The sequence below is a fragment of the Pseudomonas sp. HMSC063H08 genome (assembly GCF_001813645.1).
In the GTDB taxonomy this organism is placed as follows: Bacteria; Pseudomonadota; Gammaproteobacteria; order Pseudomonadales; family Pseudomonadaceae; genus Pseudomonas; species Pseudomonas aeruginosa.
Genome location: NZ_KV813561.1, coordinates 200061 through 216299 on the forward strand (window position 1 = coordinate 200061; position 16239 = coordinate 216299).

Genomic DNA, 16239 nt, shown 5'->3' on the forward strand with positions numbered 1-16239 from the left:
GTTTGCCGGAGGATCGGCGTTCCCATAACAAGAACAGGAGTCTCGCCGTGGCCGAACCTTTGCTGATCATCGGTTCCTATCTGTCCCCCTATGTGCGCAAGGTGCTGGTGCTGCTGGAACTGAAAGGCATCGCCTACCGCATCGACCCCATCGTGCCGTTCTTCGGCGACGAGGCCTTCGAGCACCTCAGTCCGTTGCGCCAGATTCCGGTGCTGGTGGACGGTGACTTCGTCCTCAACGATTCCAGCGTGATCTGCCAGTACCTGGAGGAGCGCTACCCGCAGCCGAGCCTGTATCCCGTCGACATCGGCCAGCGCGCCCAGGCCCGCTGGCTGGAGGAGTACGCCGATTCGCGGCTGGGCCAGGTGATCATCTGGCAGTTGTTCCACCAGTTGGTGATCAACCGTGGCATCTGGCAGCGCGAACCCGACCAGGCGATCCTGCAACGCACCTACGACGAAGACCTGCCATCGATCTGCAACTACCTGGAAGGGCGGGTCCCGCCAAGCGGCTGGCTGTGCGGCGAGCTGTCCATCGCCGATGTCGCCGTCGCCTGCCTGTTCCGCAATGCCCAGTTGGCGCGCTACCAGGTCGACGGCGAGCGCTGGCCGCGCCTGGCGCGCCTGTTGGCTGACGCTTTCGCCCTGCCGGCCTTCCAGCATCTGGCGCGTTTCGAGAAGGCCACCGCGCAGACCCCGGTCGCCGAACAGCGCCAGGCGCTGCGCGAGGCCGGCGCGCCGCTCAGCGCGACCAGCCACGCCCGCGAGCGGCCGGTGCGCGGTCCGATGAGCCGCTGAGAGGGAGTGCGGGCGGCGCCCAGGGCGCCGTCCTGATGAGGCGCCATTCAGCGCCTGGATAAGACCTTCGCGGCGCTGGTGGATCCAGCGTCCGGGCATATTTTATATAGACCAGTCTATATAAAACGGAGGCCGCACCGTGATGAACGTCCCCGAAGGGTTCCAGCCGCTGTTCCGCAGCAGTCCGTTGCTCGACCTGCTCGGTCCTTTCTTCTGCCGGCAGGACGCCCAGCGCCAGTTGGTGGTGGCGCTGCGCATCGACGAAAAGCACTGCAACCACGGTGGCACCGCCCACGGCGGCCTGCTCTCGACCCTGGCCGACGTTGGCCTCGGCTACGCCATGGCGTTCTCCCGCGAACCGCCGCAGCCGATGGTCACCGTCGGCCTGCGCCTGGACTTCTGCGGGGTCGCGCGGGTCGGCGACTGGCTGGAGGTGCATACCCGGGTCGACAAGCTCGGCCAGCGCATGGCCTTCGCCTCGGCCCGGCTGCACAGCGGCGAGCGCCTGGTGGCCAGCGCCAGCGGCGTGTTTCATCTGCCCTGAGGCTCGGGCATGCTTGCCCGGTCGTCTGCCGTGAGTTGGGGAGTCAGGTTTGCCGAAGAAGTCCAATGCCGCCGAACGGATCGTCCATGCCACCGCCTCGCTGCTGGCCAGCCGCGGGTATTTCGGCACCGGGCTGAGCGACATCATCGCTCGCGCCGAGGCGCCGAAAGGCTCGCTCTATCACTATTTCCCCGAGGGCAAGCCGCAGATCGCCAGCGCCGCGATCGGCTTCGTCGCCGACGAGGTGGCGTCCTTCCTCGACCGCGCCGGGACCCAGGCTCCCCATGCGCGCAACGTCCTCCGCCAGTTCACCGCGACCCTGCGTGGCTGGCTGGAGCATTCGCGTTTCGAAGAGGCCTGCCCGGTGCTTTCCACCAGCCTGAGCATCGACGCCGAGCTGGCCCCGGTGCACGCTGAATGCCGCCGGGCGCTCCGCGCCTGGCACGCCAGCATCGAGCGTGCGTTGCGCGCCGACGGACTGGCGGAAAAGCTCGCCGCCTCGCGCGCCTGGCTGATCCTCGCGGCGCTGGAGGGGGCGGTCGCGGTGGCCCGCGTCGAGCGGTCGTTCCAGGCGCTGGATGCGATCGAGGAAGAATTGCAGGCGCTACTGCCGGCCTAGGCGGGTGTCGCGCCCAGGCCGGCCAGGTATCCGTCAGTGCTGCACGCTGTCCACCGCGATCGCTTCGCCGGAAACTTCGCGGTAGGCCGTGCGGCGCTTGGCCAGGGCGTAGTGGATCAGGCCGGCCAGGCCGGCGCCGAAGAACCAGGAGAACGGCGATAGCTCGGCGAATGCCGGCAACAATGCCAGCAGGGTGGAGATGATCGCCGCCGGGACGAACGCGGCGATGGCCCGCGGGTTCACCCCTCGCGTGTAGTGATAGGCGCCGGCGCGGCTTTCGGTGTACAGCTCCGGCAGGTTCACCCGGCCTTTCCGCACCAGGTAGTAGTCGACCATGATGATCCCGTACAGCGGGCCGAGCAGCGCGCCGAGGCCGCCGAGGAAGTAGAGGATCACCCCGGGGCTGTTGTACAGGTGCCAGGGCAGGATCAGCACCGCGATGGTCGCGCTGATCAGCCCGGCGCGGCGGAAGTTCAGCAGGTTCGGCGCCAGGTTGGTGAGTACGTAGGCCGGGGCGACGAAGTTGGCCATGATGTTCACCGCCACGGTGACGATCAGCAGCACCAGGCTGGCCAGCACCAGGAAGAGGGTGTCGGGGATCGCGGCGACGATGTCGGTGGGGCTCTGGATGAGCTGGCCGTCGATCCTGAACTGGGCACCGGCGAGGACCACCGCGAACAGGCCGAACAGCAGGATGTTCACCGGCAGCCCCCAGAAGTTGCCGACGCTGATGGTGCGCCGGTCCGGGCAGCCGCGGGCGAAGTCGCAGAAGTTCAGGATCATGGTGCCGTACAGGGTCACCCAGAACGCCGCGCCGCCGAAGATCTTCAACCACATCTGCGAACCGCTCATGGGTTCGCCGCTTGACCAGGCGATGGAGGCGCCGGCGCGCAGGTACATCCAGGCGGCGAGGGCGGCGACGGTGAGCAGGATCACCGGTCCGGCGAAGGATTCGTAGCGACGCACCATCTCCATGCCGTAGGCGAAGATCAGCAGTTGCACGCACCAGATGGCGACGAAGGTCGCCCAGCCCAGGCTCGACAGGCCGAGGATGGCGTCCTGGTCGTAGGCGGCCAGCCCCGGCCAGATCGCCGTCAGCAGCACGCGCAGGACGATGGAGGCGAGATAGGTCTGGATGCCGAACCAGGCGATGGCGATCACCGCGCGGATCAGCGCGGGGAGTTGCGCGCCGTGGATGCCGAAGGCGATGCGGCACATCACCGGGTAGGGCAGCCCGGTCTTCTGGCCCATGTAGCCGGACAGGTTCATCAGCCCGTAGACCATCAGCGCGCCCAGGGCCAGCGCGGCGAGGATCTGCGCACCGCTCATGCCGAGGGCGAAGAGGCCGATGGCGAAGGAGTAGTTGGCGATGTTGTGCACATCGTTGGTCCACAGCGCGAACAGGCTGTAGCGTCCCCAGCGGCGTCCTTCGGCCTTGGTCGGGGCGAGATCGGCGCTGTACAGGCGCGGGCTCAGCGGCGGCAGTTCGGGGCCGGCGTGATGGCTGGCGCGTGGCAGGCAATCGAGACTGGCGGGAGTGCCCAGGTCCAGGCGCGCCGCCGAGAACTCCGCTGCGCGCAGCCCGGCGCGTGGCAGGCAGTCGAGACTGGCCGGAGTGCCCAGGTCGAGCAGCGAGGCGGAGAACTCCGCGCTCCGCTGACCGGCGCGCGGCAGGCTGTCGAGGCTTTCCAGGGTGCCGAGGTCGAGCAGCGAGGGAGAAAACTCGCGGGGCGAGGCGGGCGGCTTCGGGGTGCTGGACATGGCGGTCTCCTCCGGCAGTCGGAAGAACTCGGCGCGAGGTCGGGTTCGTCTGTTGTTTTTGTATACAAGAATTTCGAAAATTTAAGCCAGTTATGTGCCAACCGATCCTCGACCGACTTTTCCGTGTTCTGCGGAAACCGGCCTTTCACCGGCAAGCCCCTGAAACCGCTTGGGAAAAAGCTGTCGCCTCGATCAGGTAGGAATTTCGAACCGATTCATGGGCTTATGCGGACGGACGAGGGAGAGGGGAAAAAAGCGTGGCGCCAGGAGAGCGTATTGGGAAAATTGTGCACAATAATTGTGCCCAGTGTTACCGCCGCGCCCGTCGACGGTGCGCGGCGCGAAGCTCAGCCCGTCCGGGAAATATCCAGGCCCTTCAACTGCCCGATCATCCACGCATGGGCATCACGCCCGACATGCTGGGCGTGGCTGTAGAGCCGCAGCACGTAGGGCGGAATGTCGAACGGCGCGGGATACAGGGCGAGGCCGGCGGCTTCCGCCAGTGCCTGTGCGGCATGTCGCGGAGCGGTGAGCAGGAAATCGGTGGAGCCTGCCAGGAACAGCGCCGCCAGCACCGTCGGCAGTTGCACCGCCACTTCGCGACGCAGGCCGGAGCGGGCCAGCAGCCGGTCGATCACCCCACTGTCCTCGTTCCACGGCGTCACCACCGCATGCCGTTCGGCCAGGTAGCCCTCCAGCGTCGGCGCCCCGGCGAGGCGCGGGTGGTCGCGCCGCGCTACCACCACGTAGCGGTCGGCGAACCAGTCATGGGCCTGGATGCCTTCGGGCAGGCGCTCGTGTTCCTCGTCGTAGCCGAGGGCGAAATCGATCCGCCCGCTGGCCAGGGCCTCCACCGACAACTTGCGTTCCGCGTTGACCAGGCGCAGGCGCACTCCGGGCGCGCTGTGCTGCAGGCGGTTCATCAGCGGCGGAAGCAGGGCGAAGGCGGTGTAGTCGGTGGCGGCGAAGACGAAGGTACGCTGGCTCTGTCCCGGTACGAACGGCCGCCACTCTTCCAGCCCCTCGCCGAGGGCGCGCAGGGCGGCGGCCACCGCAGCGGCCAGGTGCTCGGCACGCTGGGTCGGCTGCATGCGATTGCCCTGGCGCAGGAACAGTTCGTCGTCCAGCCCCTGGCGCAGGCGCCCCAGCGCATGGCTGAAGGCCGAGGCGCTGATCGCCAGTTCGCTGGCTGCGGTGCCGACGTTGCGGTGGCGATACAGGGCGTCGAAGACAAGCAGGAGGTTGAGATCGAGACGGCGCAGCAGGGGATGCATGTTATTCAGTTGCCGATGAGAAGAATGCACTTCATGCATCTTAGCAGTCGCACTAGGATGGCCGGATCCTCCACCGGAAGGTTGCCCATGACTCTCGAAATCCGTCCCGCCGTACCGGCCGACGCCGAACAGATCCTTGCCTTCATCATCGAACTGGCCGACTACGAGCGCGCCCGCCACGAGGTGGTCACCGATGTCGAAGGCATCCGCCGCAGCCTGTTCGCCGAAGGCTCGCCGACCCGCGCGCTGATGTGCCAGAGCGAAGGCCGGCCGATCGGCTATGCGGTGTATTTCTACAGCTACTCGACCTGGCTGGGGCGCAACGGCATCTACCTCGAAGACCTCTACGTCACCCCTGAGTACCGTGGCGTCGGCGCCGGACGCCGGCTGCTCCGCGAGCTGGCCCGCGAGGCCGTGGCCAACGACTGCGGACGCCTGGAGTGGAGCGTGCTGGACTGGAACCAGCCGGCCATCGACTTCTACCGCTCCATCGGCGCGCTGCCGCAGGACGAGTGGGTGCGCTACCGGCTGGATGGCGAGGCGTTGCGCAAGATGGCGGAGTAGCTGGCGGCAAGCCGGCGTTGATGCCGGGGGAGTGCGTGGGGGTAGGGCGAATAGCGCCTGGCGATATCCGCCAGCTTTTCACCGAGGACGCCTGGCGCCCTCCGCCCTGTCGCCGCTTTTCCCCCGCAACGTCGTAGCGTTGTCCCGCAGGAACGCCCACAGGCGTTCCGCTATCGGGCCCTGCGCGCGATCGCGCCGGCGCGCCGCCACCACCTCTTCGCTGCGTCCTGGCAGATGCGGCCCGGCCAGTGCGAGCAGGCGGCCGTCGGCCAGTTCCTCGTCGACCAGGAAGTCCGGCAGGTGCCCCCAGCCGAGGCCCTGGAGGATCACCTCTTTCTTCGTTCGCTGGTCCGGCACGCTGCACTGTCGCGCGCCGGCGAGCATGAAATAGTCCGTCGGCGGAGAATGGCGGGCGCTGTCGCGCATCACGCACTGGGCGAAGGGGCGCAGTTGTTCCGGGCGCACCGGTCGCGGCGGAGGATCGCCGAGCAGGCCCGGTGCGATGACCGGGACCAGCCCGACCCTGCACAGGTCGAGCCATTCCAGGCGTGGGTCGGACTTGTCCACGCGATGCAGGATCAGGTCGGCCTCGCCGTCCAGCAGGCGCTCCAGCGGGCCGCTGACGGTTTCGAACAGCAATTGCAGGCGGGTCTGCGGCTGGCTGCCGAAGAACCCTGCGAGCAGCGCCAGGGCCGGGCGCGGCGGGCAGAGGTCGCCCAGTACCACGCGCAGCTCGCTTTCCTCGCCCTGGGCCAGGTGCGCGGCGTGGCCCCGCAGCCCTTCCAGTTCGTAGAGCAGGGCCTGGGCACGCTGGTGGAAGGAGCGACCGGCGGCGGTCAGGCCGACCCGGTAGCCGCCTCGTTCCAGCAGCACCAGGCCGAGCTGGCGCTCCAGCCTGGCAACGGCGGCGAACACCGCCGGATGGGAGCGGTGCAGGCGCTGTGCGGCGGCCTGGAAGCCGCCGGCGTCGACCACTGCGTCGAAGCATTGGAGGTCGTGGAGGGTGAAATCGTGCATGTCAGCTTCCCTGACAGAGTCGTTCCATTCTTTGTAGTTTTTCCCAGGGGCCGTCGCAACTAGCCTGGCGTGCATGGCAATCACCCTGACCCCGGAGGCTCCCATGGGCAACCTGTCTTTTCTCGCTACCAGCGATGGCGCCAGCCTCGCCTATCGCCTGGACGGTGCGGCGGAGAAACCGCTGCTGGCGCTCTCCAACTCCATCGGTACCACCCTGCACATGTGGGATGCACAACTCCCGGCACTGACCCGGCACTTCCGCGTCCTGCGCTACGACGCCCGTGGCCATGGCGCCTCCAGCGTGCCGACGGGGCCCTATACCCTGGCCCGGCTGGGCGAGGACGTACTGGAGCTGTTCGACGCGCTGGAGGTACGGCGCGCGCATTTCCTCGGCCTGTCCCTGGGCGGGATCGTCGGCCAGTGGCTGGCGCTGCATGCGCCGCAGCGGATCGAGCGGCTGGTGCTGGCCAACACCTCGGCCTGGCTTGGCCCGGCGGTGCAGTGGGACGAGCGCATCGCCGCGGTGCTGCAGGCCGAGGACATGAGCGAGATCGCCGCGGGCTTCCTCGGCAACTGGTTTCCGCCGGCGCTGCTGGAGCGCGCCGAGCCCGTCGTCGAGCGCTTCCGGGCGATGCTCATGGCCACCAACCGGCACGGCCTGGCCGGCTCCTTCGCGGCGGTGCGCGATACCGACCTGCGCGCGCAACTGGCGCGGATCGAGCGGCCGACCCTGGTGATCGCAGGGGCGTACGACACGGTCACCGCCGCCAGCCACGGCGAGCTGATCGCCACGTCGATTGCCGGGGCCAGGCTGGTTACGCTGCCGGCGGTGCATCTGTCGAACGTCGAGTTCCCGCAGGCGTTCGAAGGCGCGGTGCTGAGCTTTCTCGGCGCAGCCTGATTAGGCTATCGTCGCGGCTTTTCCCTCGGCGCAGGAGCCGACATGAACGAGCCGGGCAGTTTCATCTGGACGTGGTACGGGCAGGATGAGCATCGATGGGTCCTGCTCAGCGCAGAGGCGTTCCTGGCGCTCGATTTCCTGGCCCTTGACGGTGCCATGCAGAGAGAGACCATCGGCAGTTGCCCGGGCTGCTCTACCTGGTCGGAGAAGATCGTGCCGCTGCACGAGTGGCTCGAAGGCTGTCCGGGTCACCAGGCCGGGAGTTTTCGCGATGCCTTGAGGCGTGTCTGGGCGCTGTGCAACGAGCTGCCCGAGGAAGCGCTGGGCTGCTTCGACTTCGACATCTATGCCCACCCCGGATGGCAGGCGGTACGTCGAGAGGCCCGGGAGGCGCTGCGGCAGAACGGTTGGGACAGCATCCGTAGCCACGCCGAGGAGCTGCGCGACGACTGTTGGGAGCGTGTGCATGGCTACCCGAAGAAATGAGAAAGCCGCCCCTCGGGGCGGCTTTTCGCTGCGCTGCGGCGAACGGCCTACAGCCCGTTCTTCGCCTTGAACTCGCGGCGGCGGCGATGCAGGACCGGCTCGGTATAGCCGTTCGGCTGCCGGGTGCCTTCCACCACCAGCTCCAGGGCGGCCTGGAACGCGACGTTGTCGTCGAAGTTCGGCGCCATCGGCCGGTAGGACGGGTCGCTGGCGTTCTGCCGGTCGACCACCACGGCCATGCGCTTGAGGCTCTCGACCACCTGCTCCTGGCTGATCACGCCGTGACGCAGCCAGTTGGCCAGCAGCTGGCTGGAGATGCGCAGGGTGGCGCGGTCTTCCATCAGACCGACGTCGTTGATGTCCGGCACCTTGGAGCAGCCGACGCCCTGGTCGATCCAGCGGACGACATAGCCGAGGATGCCCTGGGCGTTGTTGTCCACCTCGTTCTTGATCTCTTCCGCGGTCCAGTTGGTGTTCGGCGCCAGCGGAATGGTCAGGATGTCGTCCACCGAGGCCGGGGTGCGCTTGGCCAGCTCGGCCTGGCGGGCGAACACGTCGACCTTGTGGTAATGCAGGGCGTGCAGGGTCGCGGCGGTCGGCGACGGGACCCAGGCGGTGTTGGCGCCGGCCAGCGGATGGCCGATCTTCTGCTCGAGCATGGCGGCCATCAGGTCGGGCATGGCCCACATGCCCTTGCCGATCTGCGCCTTGCCTTGCAGGCCGGTGGCCAGGCCGACGTCGACGTTGTTGTTCTCGTAGGCGCCGATCCACTTCTCCGACTTCATGGCGCCCTTGCGCACCACGGCGCCGGCTTCCATGGAGGTGTGGATCTCGTCGCCGGTGCGGTCGAGGAAGCCGGTGTTGATGAACACCACGCGATCCTTGGCCGCCTTGATGCAGGCCTTCAGGTTCACGGTGGTGCGGCGCTCCTCGTCCATGATGCCGACCTTCAGGGTGTTGCGCGGCAGGCCGAGGACGTCCTCGACGCGGCCGAACAGCTCGTTGGTGAAGGCGGCTTCTTCCGGACCGTGCATCTTCGGCTTGACGATATACACGCTGCCGGTGCGGCTGTTCTTGCGGCTGGTGTTGCCGTTCAGGTCATGAATGGCGATCAGGCTGGTGAACAGACCGTCCTGGATGCCTTCCGGCACTTCGTTGCCGTCCTTGTCGAGGATCGCATCGTTGGTCATCAGGTGGCCGACGTTGCGCACGAACAGCAGCGAGCGGCCGTGCAGGGTCAGTTCGGAACCGTCGGCCCTGGTGTAGACGCGGTCCGGGTTCATGGTGCGGGTGAAGGTGCTGCCGCCCTTGCTGACTTCCTCGGCCAGGTCGCCTTTCATCAGGCCCAGCCAGTTGCGGTAGATCACTACCTTGTCGTCGGCGTCGACCGCGGCGACCGAGTCCTCGCAGTCCATGATGGTGGTGAGGGCGGCTTCCATCAGCACGTCCTTCACGCCTGCGGCATCGGTCTGGCCGACCGGGCTGCTCGGGTCGATCTGGATTTCGAAGTGCAGGCCGTTGTGCTTGAGCAGTACCGCTTGCGGCTTGGCGGCGTCGCCCTGGAAGGCAAGGAACTGGCCAGCGTTCTTCAGGCCGGTTTCGCTACCGTTCTTCAGCGCGACGACCAGCGCGCCGTTCTTCACGCTGTAGGAAATGGCGTCGACATGGGAGCCGGACTCCAGCGGCGCGGCCTCGTCGAGGAAGGCGCGAGCGAAGGCGATGACCTTGTCGCCGCGAACCTTGTTGTAGCCCTTGCCTTTCTCGGCGCCGCCTTCTTCGCTGATCACGTCGGTGCCGTAGAGCGCGTCGTACAGCGAGCCCCAGCGGGCGTTGGAGGCGTTGAGGGCGAAGCGCGCATTCATCACCGGCACCACCAACTGCGGGCCGGCCATGCGGGCGATCTCGTCGTCGACGTTCTGGGTGCCGGCCTGGAAGTCTTCCGCCTCGGGCAGCAGGTAGCCGATTTCCTCGAGGAAGGCCTTGTAGGCAGCGGCGTCGTGGGCCTGGCCGGCGCGAGCCTGGTGCCAGCCGTCGATCTTGGCCTGGAGTTCGTCGCGCTTGGCGAGCAGGGCTTTATTCTTCGGCGCCAGGTCGTTGATCACGGCCTCCGCACCGGTCCAGAACGTGTCGGCAGAGACGCCGGTTCCGGGGATGGCTTCGTTGTTCACGAAGTCGAACAGGACTTTGGCGACCTGCAGGCCACCGACTTGAACGCGTTCAGTCATTGTTTGCCTCACTCTGCTCTAGACCAGCTCTGGACCCGGGCCGCACGGCCTTGTAGTCCGAGCCGCGGCATACTACATGATGCCGCGGGAAAAATCAGTGGTTACGCGTCGCGTTACGACTGGATGACGCTTCACGGTCACGTTGGCCAGGCTCAATGTTCGCAAAAAAACTGTACTTTGTTCCAGATAAATCTAAAAACAGTACACGATTTATCGCGAGCCCAACTGCGGCGCGGCGTCGCAGGATGTTTCACTGCGCTGCGAGCGCCTTGCCTATACTCCCGGAATCGCCCCAGGAGCCTCGCCATGCCCGTCCATGCCGCATCCCTCGCCGATCTCGCCGACCTGGTTCCGCTGTTTTCCGCCTACCTCGACTTCTACGAAGTGCCGGCGCCGGAAGAGCAAGTCCGCGCATTCCTCGCCGAGCGCCTGCGCCAAGGCGATTCGACCCTGTTCCTGGCCAGGGATGCCGAGGCGCGGGCGCTGGGCTTCGTCCAACTCTATCCGCTGTTCGCCTCCCTGGCGCTACGACCTTCGTGGTTGCTCAGCGATCTCTACGTCCGCCCGGAGGCGCGCCGCCAGGGTGTCGGCGAGGCCCTGATGAACCAGGCCCGGGGTTTCGCCGAAAGCATGGGCGCCTGCGGCCTGCAACTGGAGACGGCGAAGACCAACCACGCCGGGCAGTCGCTCTACGAGCGCCTCGGCTATGTCCGTGACGAACAGTTCTACACTTACTGGCTGCAGCTCTGAACTCCCATTCGTCCCAGCAGGAGGCAAGCTCATGGATCACCTGGTCCTGACCGTGATCGCCACCGACCATCCCGGCCTGGTCGAGCGCATCGCCCAATGCATCGCCTCCCACGGCGGCAACTGGCTGGAAAGCCGCATGTCGCGGATGGCCGGGCAGTTCGCCGGGATACTGCGGGTGGCCGTGCCGGCGGAGGGCTACGACGAACTGGTGGAAGGGCTACAGGGCCTGTCCAGCCATGGCATCCGCGTGCTCCTGGCGGAAAGCGGGATCGAGCCGGTATGCAACTGGAAGCCTATCCACCTCGACCTGGTGGGCAACGACCGCCCCGGTATCGTGCGCGACATCACCCGGCTGCTGGCCGAGCACGGGGTGAACCTGGAGAGCCTGTCCACCGAAGTGCGCCCGGCGCCGATGAGCAGCGAACCGCTGTTCCATGCCGATGCGCTGCTGGCGGTGCCGCTGACCCTGTCGCTGGACACCCTGCGCGAGCGACTGGAAGACCTGGCCGACGACCTGATGGTGGAATTGGTGCTGGACGCGTCCTGAAGTTGTTCAGGAAAGCCGGGGACGGGCCTGTGGAAAAGCCTTGGGTGAAACCCTGAAGCCCAGGCGCCGCGAGGCTTGGAGGTCGTAGCGCGTTTTTTGACCAGCTACGTTGCGGTTATTCCCAAGCCAGGTGGACCAGCCTGTGGGTATTCTGTGTGGATAACCTTGCAGGCCTTTATCCATGGGCGATACAAGGGTTTGCTCGTTTTCTGAGCAGCCTCTCTTGCGCTTTTTCTTGTGGATTAACCTTCGCCGCTGTCATTGCCCCTGTGCACAAATAACGTGGAGCAGTCTGTGGGTAAGCCGGGGAAGAATCCATGCAGGCCTTTATCCATCGGTACTCCAGGTGTCAGTACGTTTTTTGATCGATGGCTTTTCCGGTTCATCCACAGTTGCTCACAAAAGCCTTGGGCAGATTTGTGGATAAGCCTTGTGTATATCGTTGTAACCCTTGGTAATACTGGCATACAGCGGTGTGCTCAAAGACTGATCAGGCGCTTTGCAGGGCTTCTTCCGACAAGTTATCCACGCGCCTGCGGGGAGGAGAAGGCAGGTCTATGCACAAAGTACGTGCATGAACCTGTGGAAAAGCCTGGGGTGGATCGCTGAGCGTCAGTATTAGCGGGGGATAGGAAGGAGTGCGTGTTTTTTCGCCAGGCTTGCGGAGTTCCGCAAGCCTGGGGATAACGTCAGCCCGGCTGGGGAAGGCGGCGCAGGCTGCGCCAGGCGTCGAAGCTGTAGACGGCCAGGGCGAGCCAGATGAAAGCGAAGGCGGTCAGGCGGCTGGAGTCCAGATGCTCGCCGAACAGCAGGATCGCCTGTAGCAGGACCAGCGTCGGTGCCAGGTATTGCAGGAAGCCCAGGGTGGCGTAGGGCAGGTGCCTTGCCGCAGCGTTGAAGCAGACCAGCGGAACCAGCGTCACCGGGCCCGCGGCGACCACCCACAGGGCTTCCGGGGTGCTCCAGAAAGCCGTTTCGCTGGTCGGCCCGTCGGCGAAAAACAGCAACCAGACCAGCGCCAGCGGCAGCAGCAGCCAGGTTTCCACCACCAGTCCGGGCAGCGCGGCGACCGGCGCCTTTTTGCGGATCAGGCCGTAGAAGCCGAAGGTCAGGGCCAGCACCAGCGACACCCAGGGCAGGCTGCCGAGTTGCCAGACCTGCTGCGCCACGCCCAGCGAAGCCAGGGCCACCGCCAGCCATTGCAGGGGACGCAGGCGTTCCTTGAGCAGCAACATGCCGAGCATCACGTTGATCAGCGGATTGATGTAGTAGCCCAGGCTGGCTTCCAGCATGTGGCCGTTGTTCACCGCCCAGACATAGGTCATCCAGTTGCTGGCGATCAGCAGTCCGCTGGCGGCCAGCACGACGAAGCGCTGCGGATTCTGGCGCAGCTCACGCCACCAGCCCGGGTGCTTCCAGAACAGCAGCAGGACGGCGCCGAACAGGGCCGACCAGACCGCGCGCTGGACGATGATTTCCACCGCGGGAATGCGTTCGAGCAGTTTGAAGTAGAGCGGGAACAATCCCCAGATCACATAAGCCGTCAGGCCGAGGACATAGCCCCGACGGAGGTTGGCGGTCGCCATGGAGAATCCTTGAAACGTCAGGCAGGTAAGAATGGCCGTGCACGGCATGCACGAGCGGATGACCTGTGAATTCTAGTAGGGGGGTGACGGGGTTGTCTGCGCACAGTTCCCGCGGAAAAGCACCGGCACACTTGCCGTTCCCTCGCCTGCCCCGCGGCGGGACGGATAGCGCCGCGCGCCATTCGCCCTGTCCGCAGGAGGCTCAGAACAGCCGCAGCGGTTCCTCGTCCAGCGCCGCCAGTTGTTCGCGCAGCACCAGCACCTGCTCGCCCCAGTAACGTTCACTGCCGAACCAGGGGAAGCTCGGTGGGAACGCCGGGTCGTCCCAGCGCCGCGCGAGCCAGGCGCTGTAGTGCATCAGGCGGAGGCTGCGCAGGCCTTCGAGCAGCGGTAGCTGGCGCGGGTCGAAGTCGTGGAACTCATTGTAGCCGTCGACCAGTTCGGCAATCTGCGCCAGGCGTTCGTGGCGCTCGCCGGCGAGCATCATCCACAGGTCCTGGAGGGCCGGGCCCATGCGGCAGTCGTCGAGATCGACCATGTGGTAGACCTCGTCGCGGCACAGCAGGTTGCCCGGATGGCAGTCGCCGTGCAGGCGGATCGGCTGGTAGGGCACCTCGGCGAACAGGGCGTCGAGGCGTTTCAGCAGGTCGCGGGCGACCGACTCGTAGGCCGGCAGCAGGCTCCTGGGGATGAAATTGCCTTCCAGCAGGGTGGCCAGCGAGGCGTGGCCGAAGTTATCCACAGCGAGCGCCTCGCGGTGCTCGAACGGCCGCGTGGCGCCGACCGCGTGCAGGCGGCCGAGCAACTGGCCGAGGCGGTAGAGCTGGTCGAGATTGCCCGGCTCGGGCGCGCGCCCGCCGCGCCGGGGGAACAGGGCGAAGCGGAAGCCGGCGAATGCGAACAGGCTTTCGCCGTCGCGCGACAGCGGCGCCACCACCGGCACCTCGCATTCCGCCAGCTCGGCGGAGAAGGCGTGCTCCTCGCGGATCGCCGCGTCGCTCCAGCGGTCCGGTCGGTAGAACTTGGCGATCAGCGGCTCGCCGTCCTCGATGCCGACCTGGTACACGCGGTTTTCGTAGCTGTTGAGCGCCAGCACCCGTGCGTCGCTGAGATAGCCGAGGCTTTCCACGGCATCCAGGACGAGGTCGGGGGTCAGTTGGTCGAAGGGATGGGACATGACGGGGCATCCAAGGCTCGAAAGACCCCTAGTGTACGCAAGCCGGCGCGGGCCGGCAGGTTCACAGCGGCGTGCCGAGCAGGACCTGGGCTGGATCGAAGGAGGCGATCACCTTCTGGCCCTTCTTCAGCCCCAGGCTGGCCAGGCGTTCGCCGGACAGCAGCGCGCAGAGGGTAAGACCGCTGCCCAGGGCGATGCGCACCTCGCTGGGACCGGCCTTGGCCGCGAGGATTTCCTCCAGGGTGCCTTGCAACTGATTCGGCTGGTCCTCGCGCGGTTCCAGCCCGACGTCCAGCCAGCCGGCCTTTATCAGCGCCAGTACCGGGCGGCCGCGACCGAGTTCGAGTTGCTCGGTGCTGGCGCGGGTGATCAGCGCCTCGATGCGTTGCTGGCCTGGCAGCTCGATGGCGATGCGGTCGTGGAAGCCTTCGCCATGGATCGACAGGACCCGCCCGTGCAATTGGTTGCGTGCGCTGGTGCGGAGCATCAGGCGGCCGATCAGGTTGAGGTCCTCGGCGTCTTCAGCGGCCTGCAACACCTGCGCTTGCAAGGCTTCCAGGCGCCGGTAGAGAGCCAGCAGGCGTTCGCCCTCGGCGGTCAGCCGGGCGCCGCCGCCGCCCTTGCCGCCGACGCTACGCTCGACCAGCGGACGCTCGGCCAGGTTGTTCAGTTCGTCGATGGCGTCCCAGGCGCCCTTGTAGCTGATGCCCACGGCCTTCGCCGCACGGGTGATGGAGCCCAGTTCGGCGATCTGCGCGAGCAGGGCGATGCGTTGCGGGCGACGGGTGACGTGCTGGGCGAGAGTGGAGAGTGCGGACATGGAAGCTTCGCTATGAGCGGACGTATACGGCGAAGGCTCCAACAGCCATGGGCAAAACGCAAGGGCGTCACTCGGCGGCCTGGTAGAGACCGTAGCCGGCGGCGGCGCCGGCCAGGTCCCAGGCGAGGTCCTTCCAGCTCCAGCCGCTGCCGGCGGAACGGCTGTCGTAGAGTTCCTTGCCGACGCCGAAGGCGAGCGAGAAGCTCAGGCCGAAGCGTGCCTGGCGAGCACCGTGCAGGCCGCGGTCGTGGGCCATCTGCATGCCCGCCGCGGCAAGGGCCGCGGAACTGGCGAAATGCAGGGCCTTGTCTTCGCCCAGCCAGTCGTCTTCGGCGAAGTGGCTGCAACCGCCGAGCAACAGGCAGGCCGCGACCAGCAGTGCGCGCATGGATCCTCTCCCGTATCGGTTGCACGGCAGTTTAGCCCAGCTCAGCCGGGCTTCGGCGTGCGCGCCAGGCAGTAGACGTCGACCCGCGCGGCGCCCGCCCGGCGCAACAGGCGGGAAAGGCACTCGGCGGTGGCCCCGGTGGTGAGCACGTCGTCCACCAGTGCCAGGTGCAGCCCGCGAACATCGCTGGCGGGCGCCAGGGCGAAGGCGTGGCGCAGGTTGCGCCGCCGCACCGTCGCGTCCAGGCCCTGCTGGGCCGGAGTATCCAGCACTCGCCGCAGGCTGTGCGGATCGCAGCGCAGGTCCAGCTCGCCGGCCAGTCGCTCGGCGAGCTGTTGCGCCTGGTTGAAGCCGCGACGACGTTCGCGCCGTGGCGCCAGCGGGACCGGCAGCAGGCGTGCCGGGCGCGGCAGGCCTTCGGCGTAGCGTTGCCGCAGGTGTTCCGCCAGCAACTCGCCGAGCAGCCGCCCCAGCGGCCAGGCCGCCTGGTGCTTGAAGCGGTTGATCAGGCTGTCGAGCGGAAAGGCGTAGCGCCAGGGCGCGATCGCCTGTTCATAGGCCGGCGGGCGGCGCAGGCACTCGCCGCACACCTGGCCGTCCAGCGGCAGGGGCAGGGCGCAGCGCCGGCACTGCTGGCGCGACCAGGGCAGGTCGGCGGCACAGGCGCGGCACAGCGGGCGGGGCGGCTGGTCGCTGCGGGCGGCGCAGAGCAGGCAGGCCGGCGGCGGCAAAAGCCAGCGCGTGAGAGGACGAAGCGGGAACGACATGGCGGGACTTCCTGGC

17 protein-coding genes are annotated in these 16239 nt (G+C 67.0%); 8 read left to right on the forward strand and 9 right to left on the reverse strand.

Annotated features, from left to right (window positions below; all coding sequences use genetic code 11):
* Window positions 1-47 precede the first annotated feature (47 nt).
* From HMPREF2924_RS26005 to HMPREF2924_RS26015, 3 genes are all read left to right on the forward strand, one after another.
* Entirely contained in the window at window positions 48-797 is a 750-nt protein-coding gene (locus HMPREF2924_RS26005) for a glutathione S-transferase family protein (protein ID WP_003129049.1), read from the forward strand.
* A gap of 139 nt (window positions 798-936) precedes the next feature.
* Window positions 937-1341, forward strand: a complete 405-nt coding sequence (locus tag HMPREF2924_RS26010) for a PaaI family thioesterase (RefSeq protein WP_003118845.1) — start codon at window positions 937-939, stop codon at window positions 1339-1341.
* Window positions 1342-1390: 49 nt separating this feature from the next.
* Window positions 1391-1960 (forward strand): TetR/AcrR family transcriptional regulator, encoded by a 570-nt coding sequence (locus HMPREF2924_RS26015; RefSeq protein ID WP_003084771.1) that lies wholly within the window; start codon window positions 1391-1393, stop codon window positions 1958-1960.
* A 33-nt stretch (window positions 1961-1993) separates the two neighbouring features.
* Here the strand turns inward: HMPREF2924_RS26015 and HMPREF2924_RS26020 are convergent, their stop codons facing one another.
* Window positions 1994-3721, reverse strand: coding sequence for an NCS1 family nucleobase:cation symporter-1 (locus HMPREF2924_RS26020; protein WP_003129051.1), 1728 nt, complete (start codon window positions 3719-3721; stop codon window positions 1994-1996).
* 347 nt (window positions 3722-4068) lie between these two features.
* Complete coding sequence (locus tag HMPREF2924_RS26025) at window positions 4069-4995, reverse strand: LysR substrate-binding domain-containing protein (protein WP_003129053.1); 927 nt, start codon at window positions 4993-4995, stop codon at window positions 4069-4071.
* Window positions 4996-5082: 87 nt separating this feature from the next.
* Here HMPREF2924_RS26025 and HMPREF2924_RS26030 point away from each other — a divergent pair, with 87 nt between their 5' ends.
* Window positions 5083-5559 (forward strand): GNAT family N-acetyltransferase, encoded by a 477-nt coding sequence (locus tag HMPREF2924_RS26030; RefSeq protein WP_003123899.1) that lies wholly within the window; start codon window positions 5083-5085, stop codon window positions 5557-5559.
* Between the two features lie 78 nt (window positions 5560-5637).
* Here HMPREF2924_RS26030 and HMPREF2924_RS26035 read toward each other — a convergent pair whose 3' ends face one another.
* The gene (locus HMPREF2924_RS26035; protein ID WP_003084779.1) at window positions 5638-6576 is read right to left on the reverse strand and encodes a LysR family transcriptional regulator; all 939 of its coding nucleotides are present in this window, start codon (window positions 6574-6576) and stop codon (window positions 5638-5640) included.
* Window positions 6577-6679: 103 nt separating this feature from the next.
* Here HMPREF2924_RS26035 and pcaD point away from each other — a divergent pair, with 103 nt between their 5' ends.
* Window positions 6680-7477 carry a 3-oxoadipate enol-lactonase gene (pcaD, locus tag HMPREF2924_RS26040; protein ID WP_003129055.1) on the forward strand — a complete coding sequence of 266 codons (798 nt, stop codon included), beginning with the start codon at window positions 6680-6682 and terminating at the stop codon, window positions 7475-7477.
* 42 nt (window positions 7478-7519) lie between these two features.
* A complete protein-coding gene (locus HMPREF2924_RS26045) occupies window positions 7520-7963 on the forward strand; it encodes a hypothetical protein (protein WP_003129057.1) in 444 nt (147 codons plus the stop codon).
* 47 nt (window positions 7964-8010) lie between these two features.
* Here the strand turns inward: HMPREF2924_RS26045 and HMPREF2924_RS26050 are convergent, their stop codons facing one another.
* On the reverse strand, window positions 8011-10188 hold the full coding sequence (locus HMPREF2924_RS26050; RefSeq protein WP_003129059.1) for a malate synthase G: 2178 nt from the start codon (window positions 10186-10188) through the stop codon (window positions 8011-8013).
* A 306-nt stretch (window positions 10189-10494) separates the two neighbouring features.
* Here HMPREF2924_RS26050 and HMPREF2924_RS26055 point away from each other — a divergent pair, with 306 nt between their 5' ends.
* Entirely contained in the window at window positions 10495-10938 is a 444-nt protein-coding gene (locus tag HMPREF2924_RS26055) for a GNAT family N-acetyltransferase (protein ID WP_003084786.1), read from the forward strand.
* Between the two features lie 31 nt (window positions 10939-10969).
* On the forward strand, window positions 10970-11485 hold the full coding sequence (locus HMPREF2924_RS26060) for a glycine cleavage system transcriptional repressor (protein ID WP_003084789.1): 516 nt from the start codon (window positions 10970-10972) through the stop codon (window positions 11483-11485).
* 689 nt (window positions 11486-12174) lie between these two features.
* Here HMPREF2924_RS26060 and rarD read toward each other — a convergent pair.
* The 5 genes from rarD to HMPREF2924_RS26085 form a co-directional block, all read right to left on the reverse strand.
* Window positions 12175-13071, reverse strand: coding sequence for an EamA family transporter RarD (gene rarD, locus HMPREF2924_RS26065; RefSeq protein ID WP_003103301.1), 897 nt, complete (start codon window positions 13069-13071; stop codon window positions 12175-12177).
* Window positions 13072-13273: 202 nt separating this feature from the next.
* On the reverse strand, window positions 13274-14248 hold the full coding sequence (locus tag HMPREF2924_RS26070; protein WP_003129062.1) for a serine/threonine protein kinase: 975 nt from the start codon (window positions 14246-14248) through the stop codon (window positions 13274-13276).
* A 61-nt stretch (window positions 14249-14309) separates the two neighbouring features.
* On the reverse strand, window positions 14310-15068 hold the full coding sequence (locus HMPREF2924_RS26075; protein ID WP_003103305.1) for a TOBE domain-containing protein: 759 nt from the start codon (window positions 15066-15068) through the stop codon (window positions 14310-14312).
* 67 nt (window positions 15069-15135) lie between these two features.
* Complete coding sequence (locus HMPREF2924_RS26080) at window positions 15136-15456, reverse strand: YfiM family lipoprotein (RefSeq protein WP_003129064.1); 321 nt, start codon at window positions 15454-15456, stop codon at window positions 15136-15138.
* Between the two features lie 41 nt (window positions 15457-15497).
* On the reverse strand, window positions 15498-16223 hold the full coding sequence (locus HMPREF2924_RS26085) for a ComF family protein (RefSeq protein ID WP_003129066.1): 726 nt from the start codon (window positions 16221-16223) through the stop codon (window positions 15498-15500).
* Window positions 16224-16239 lie beyond the last annotated feature (16 nt).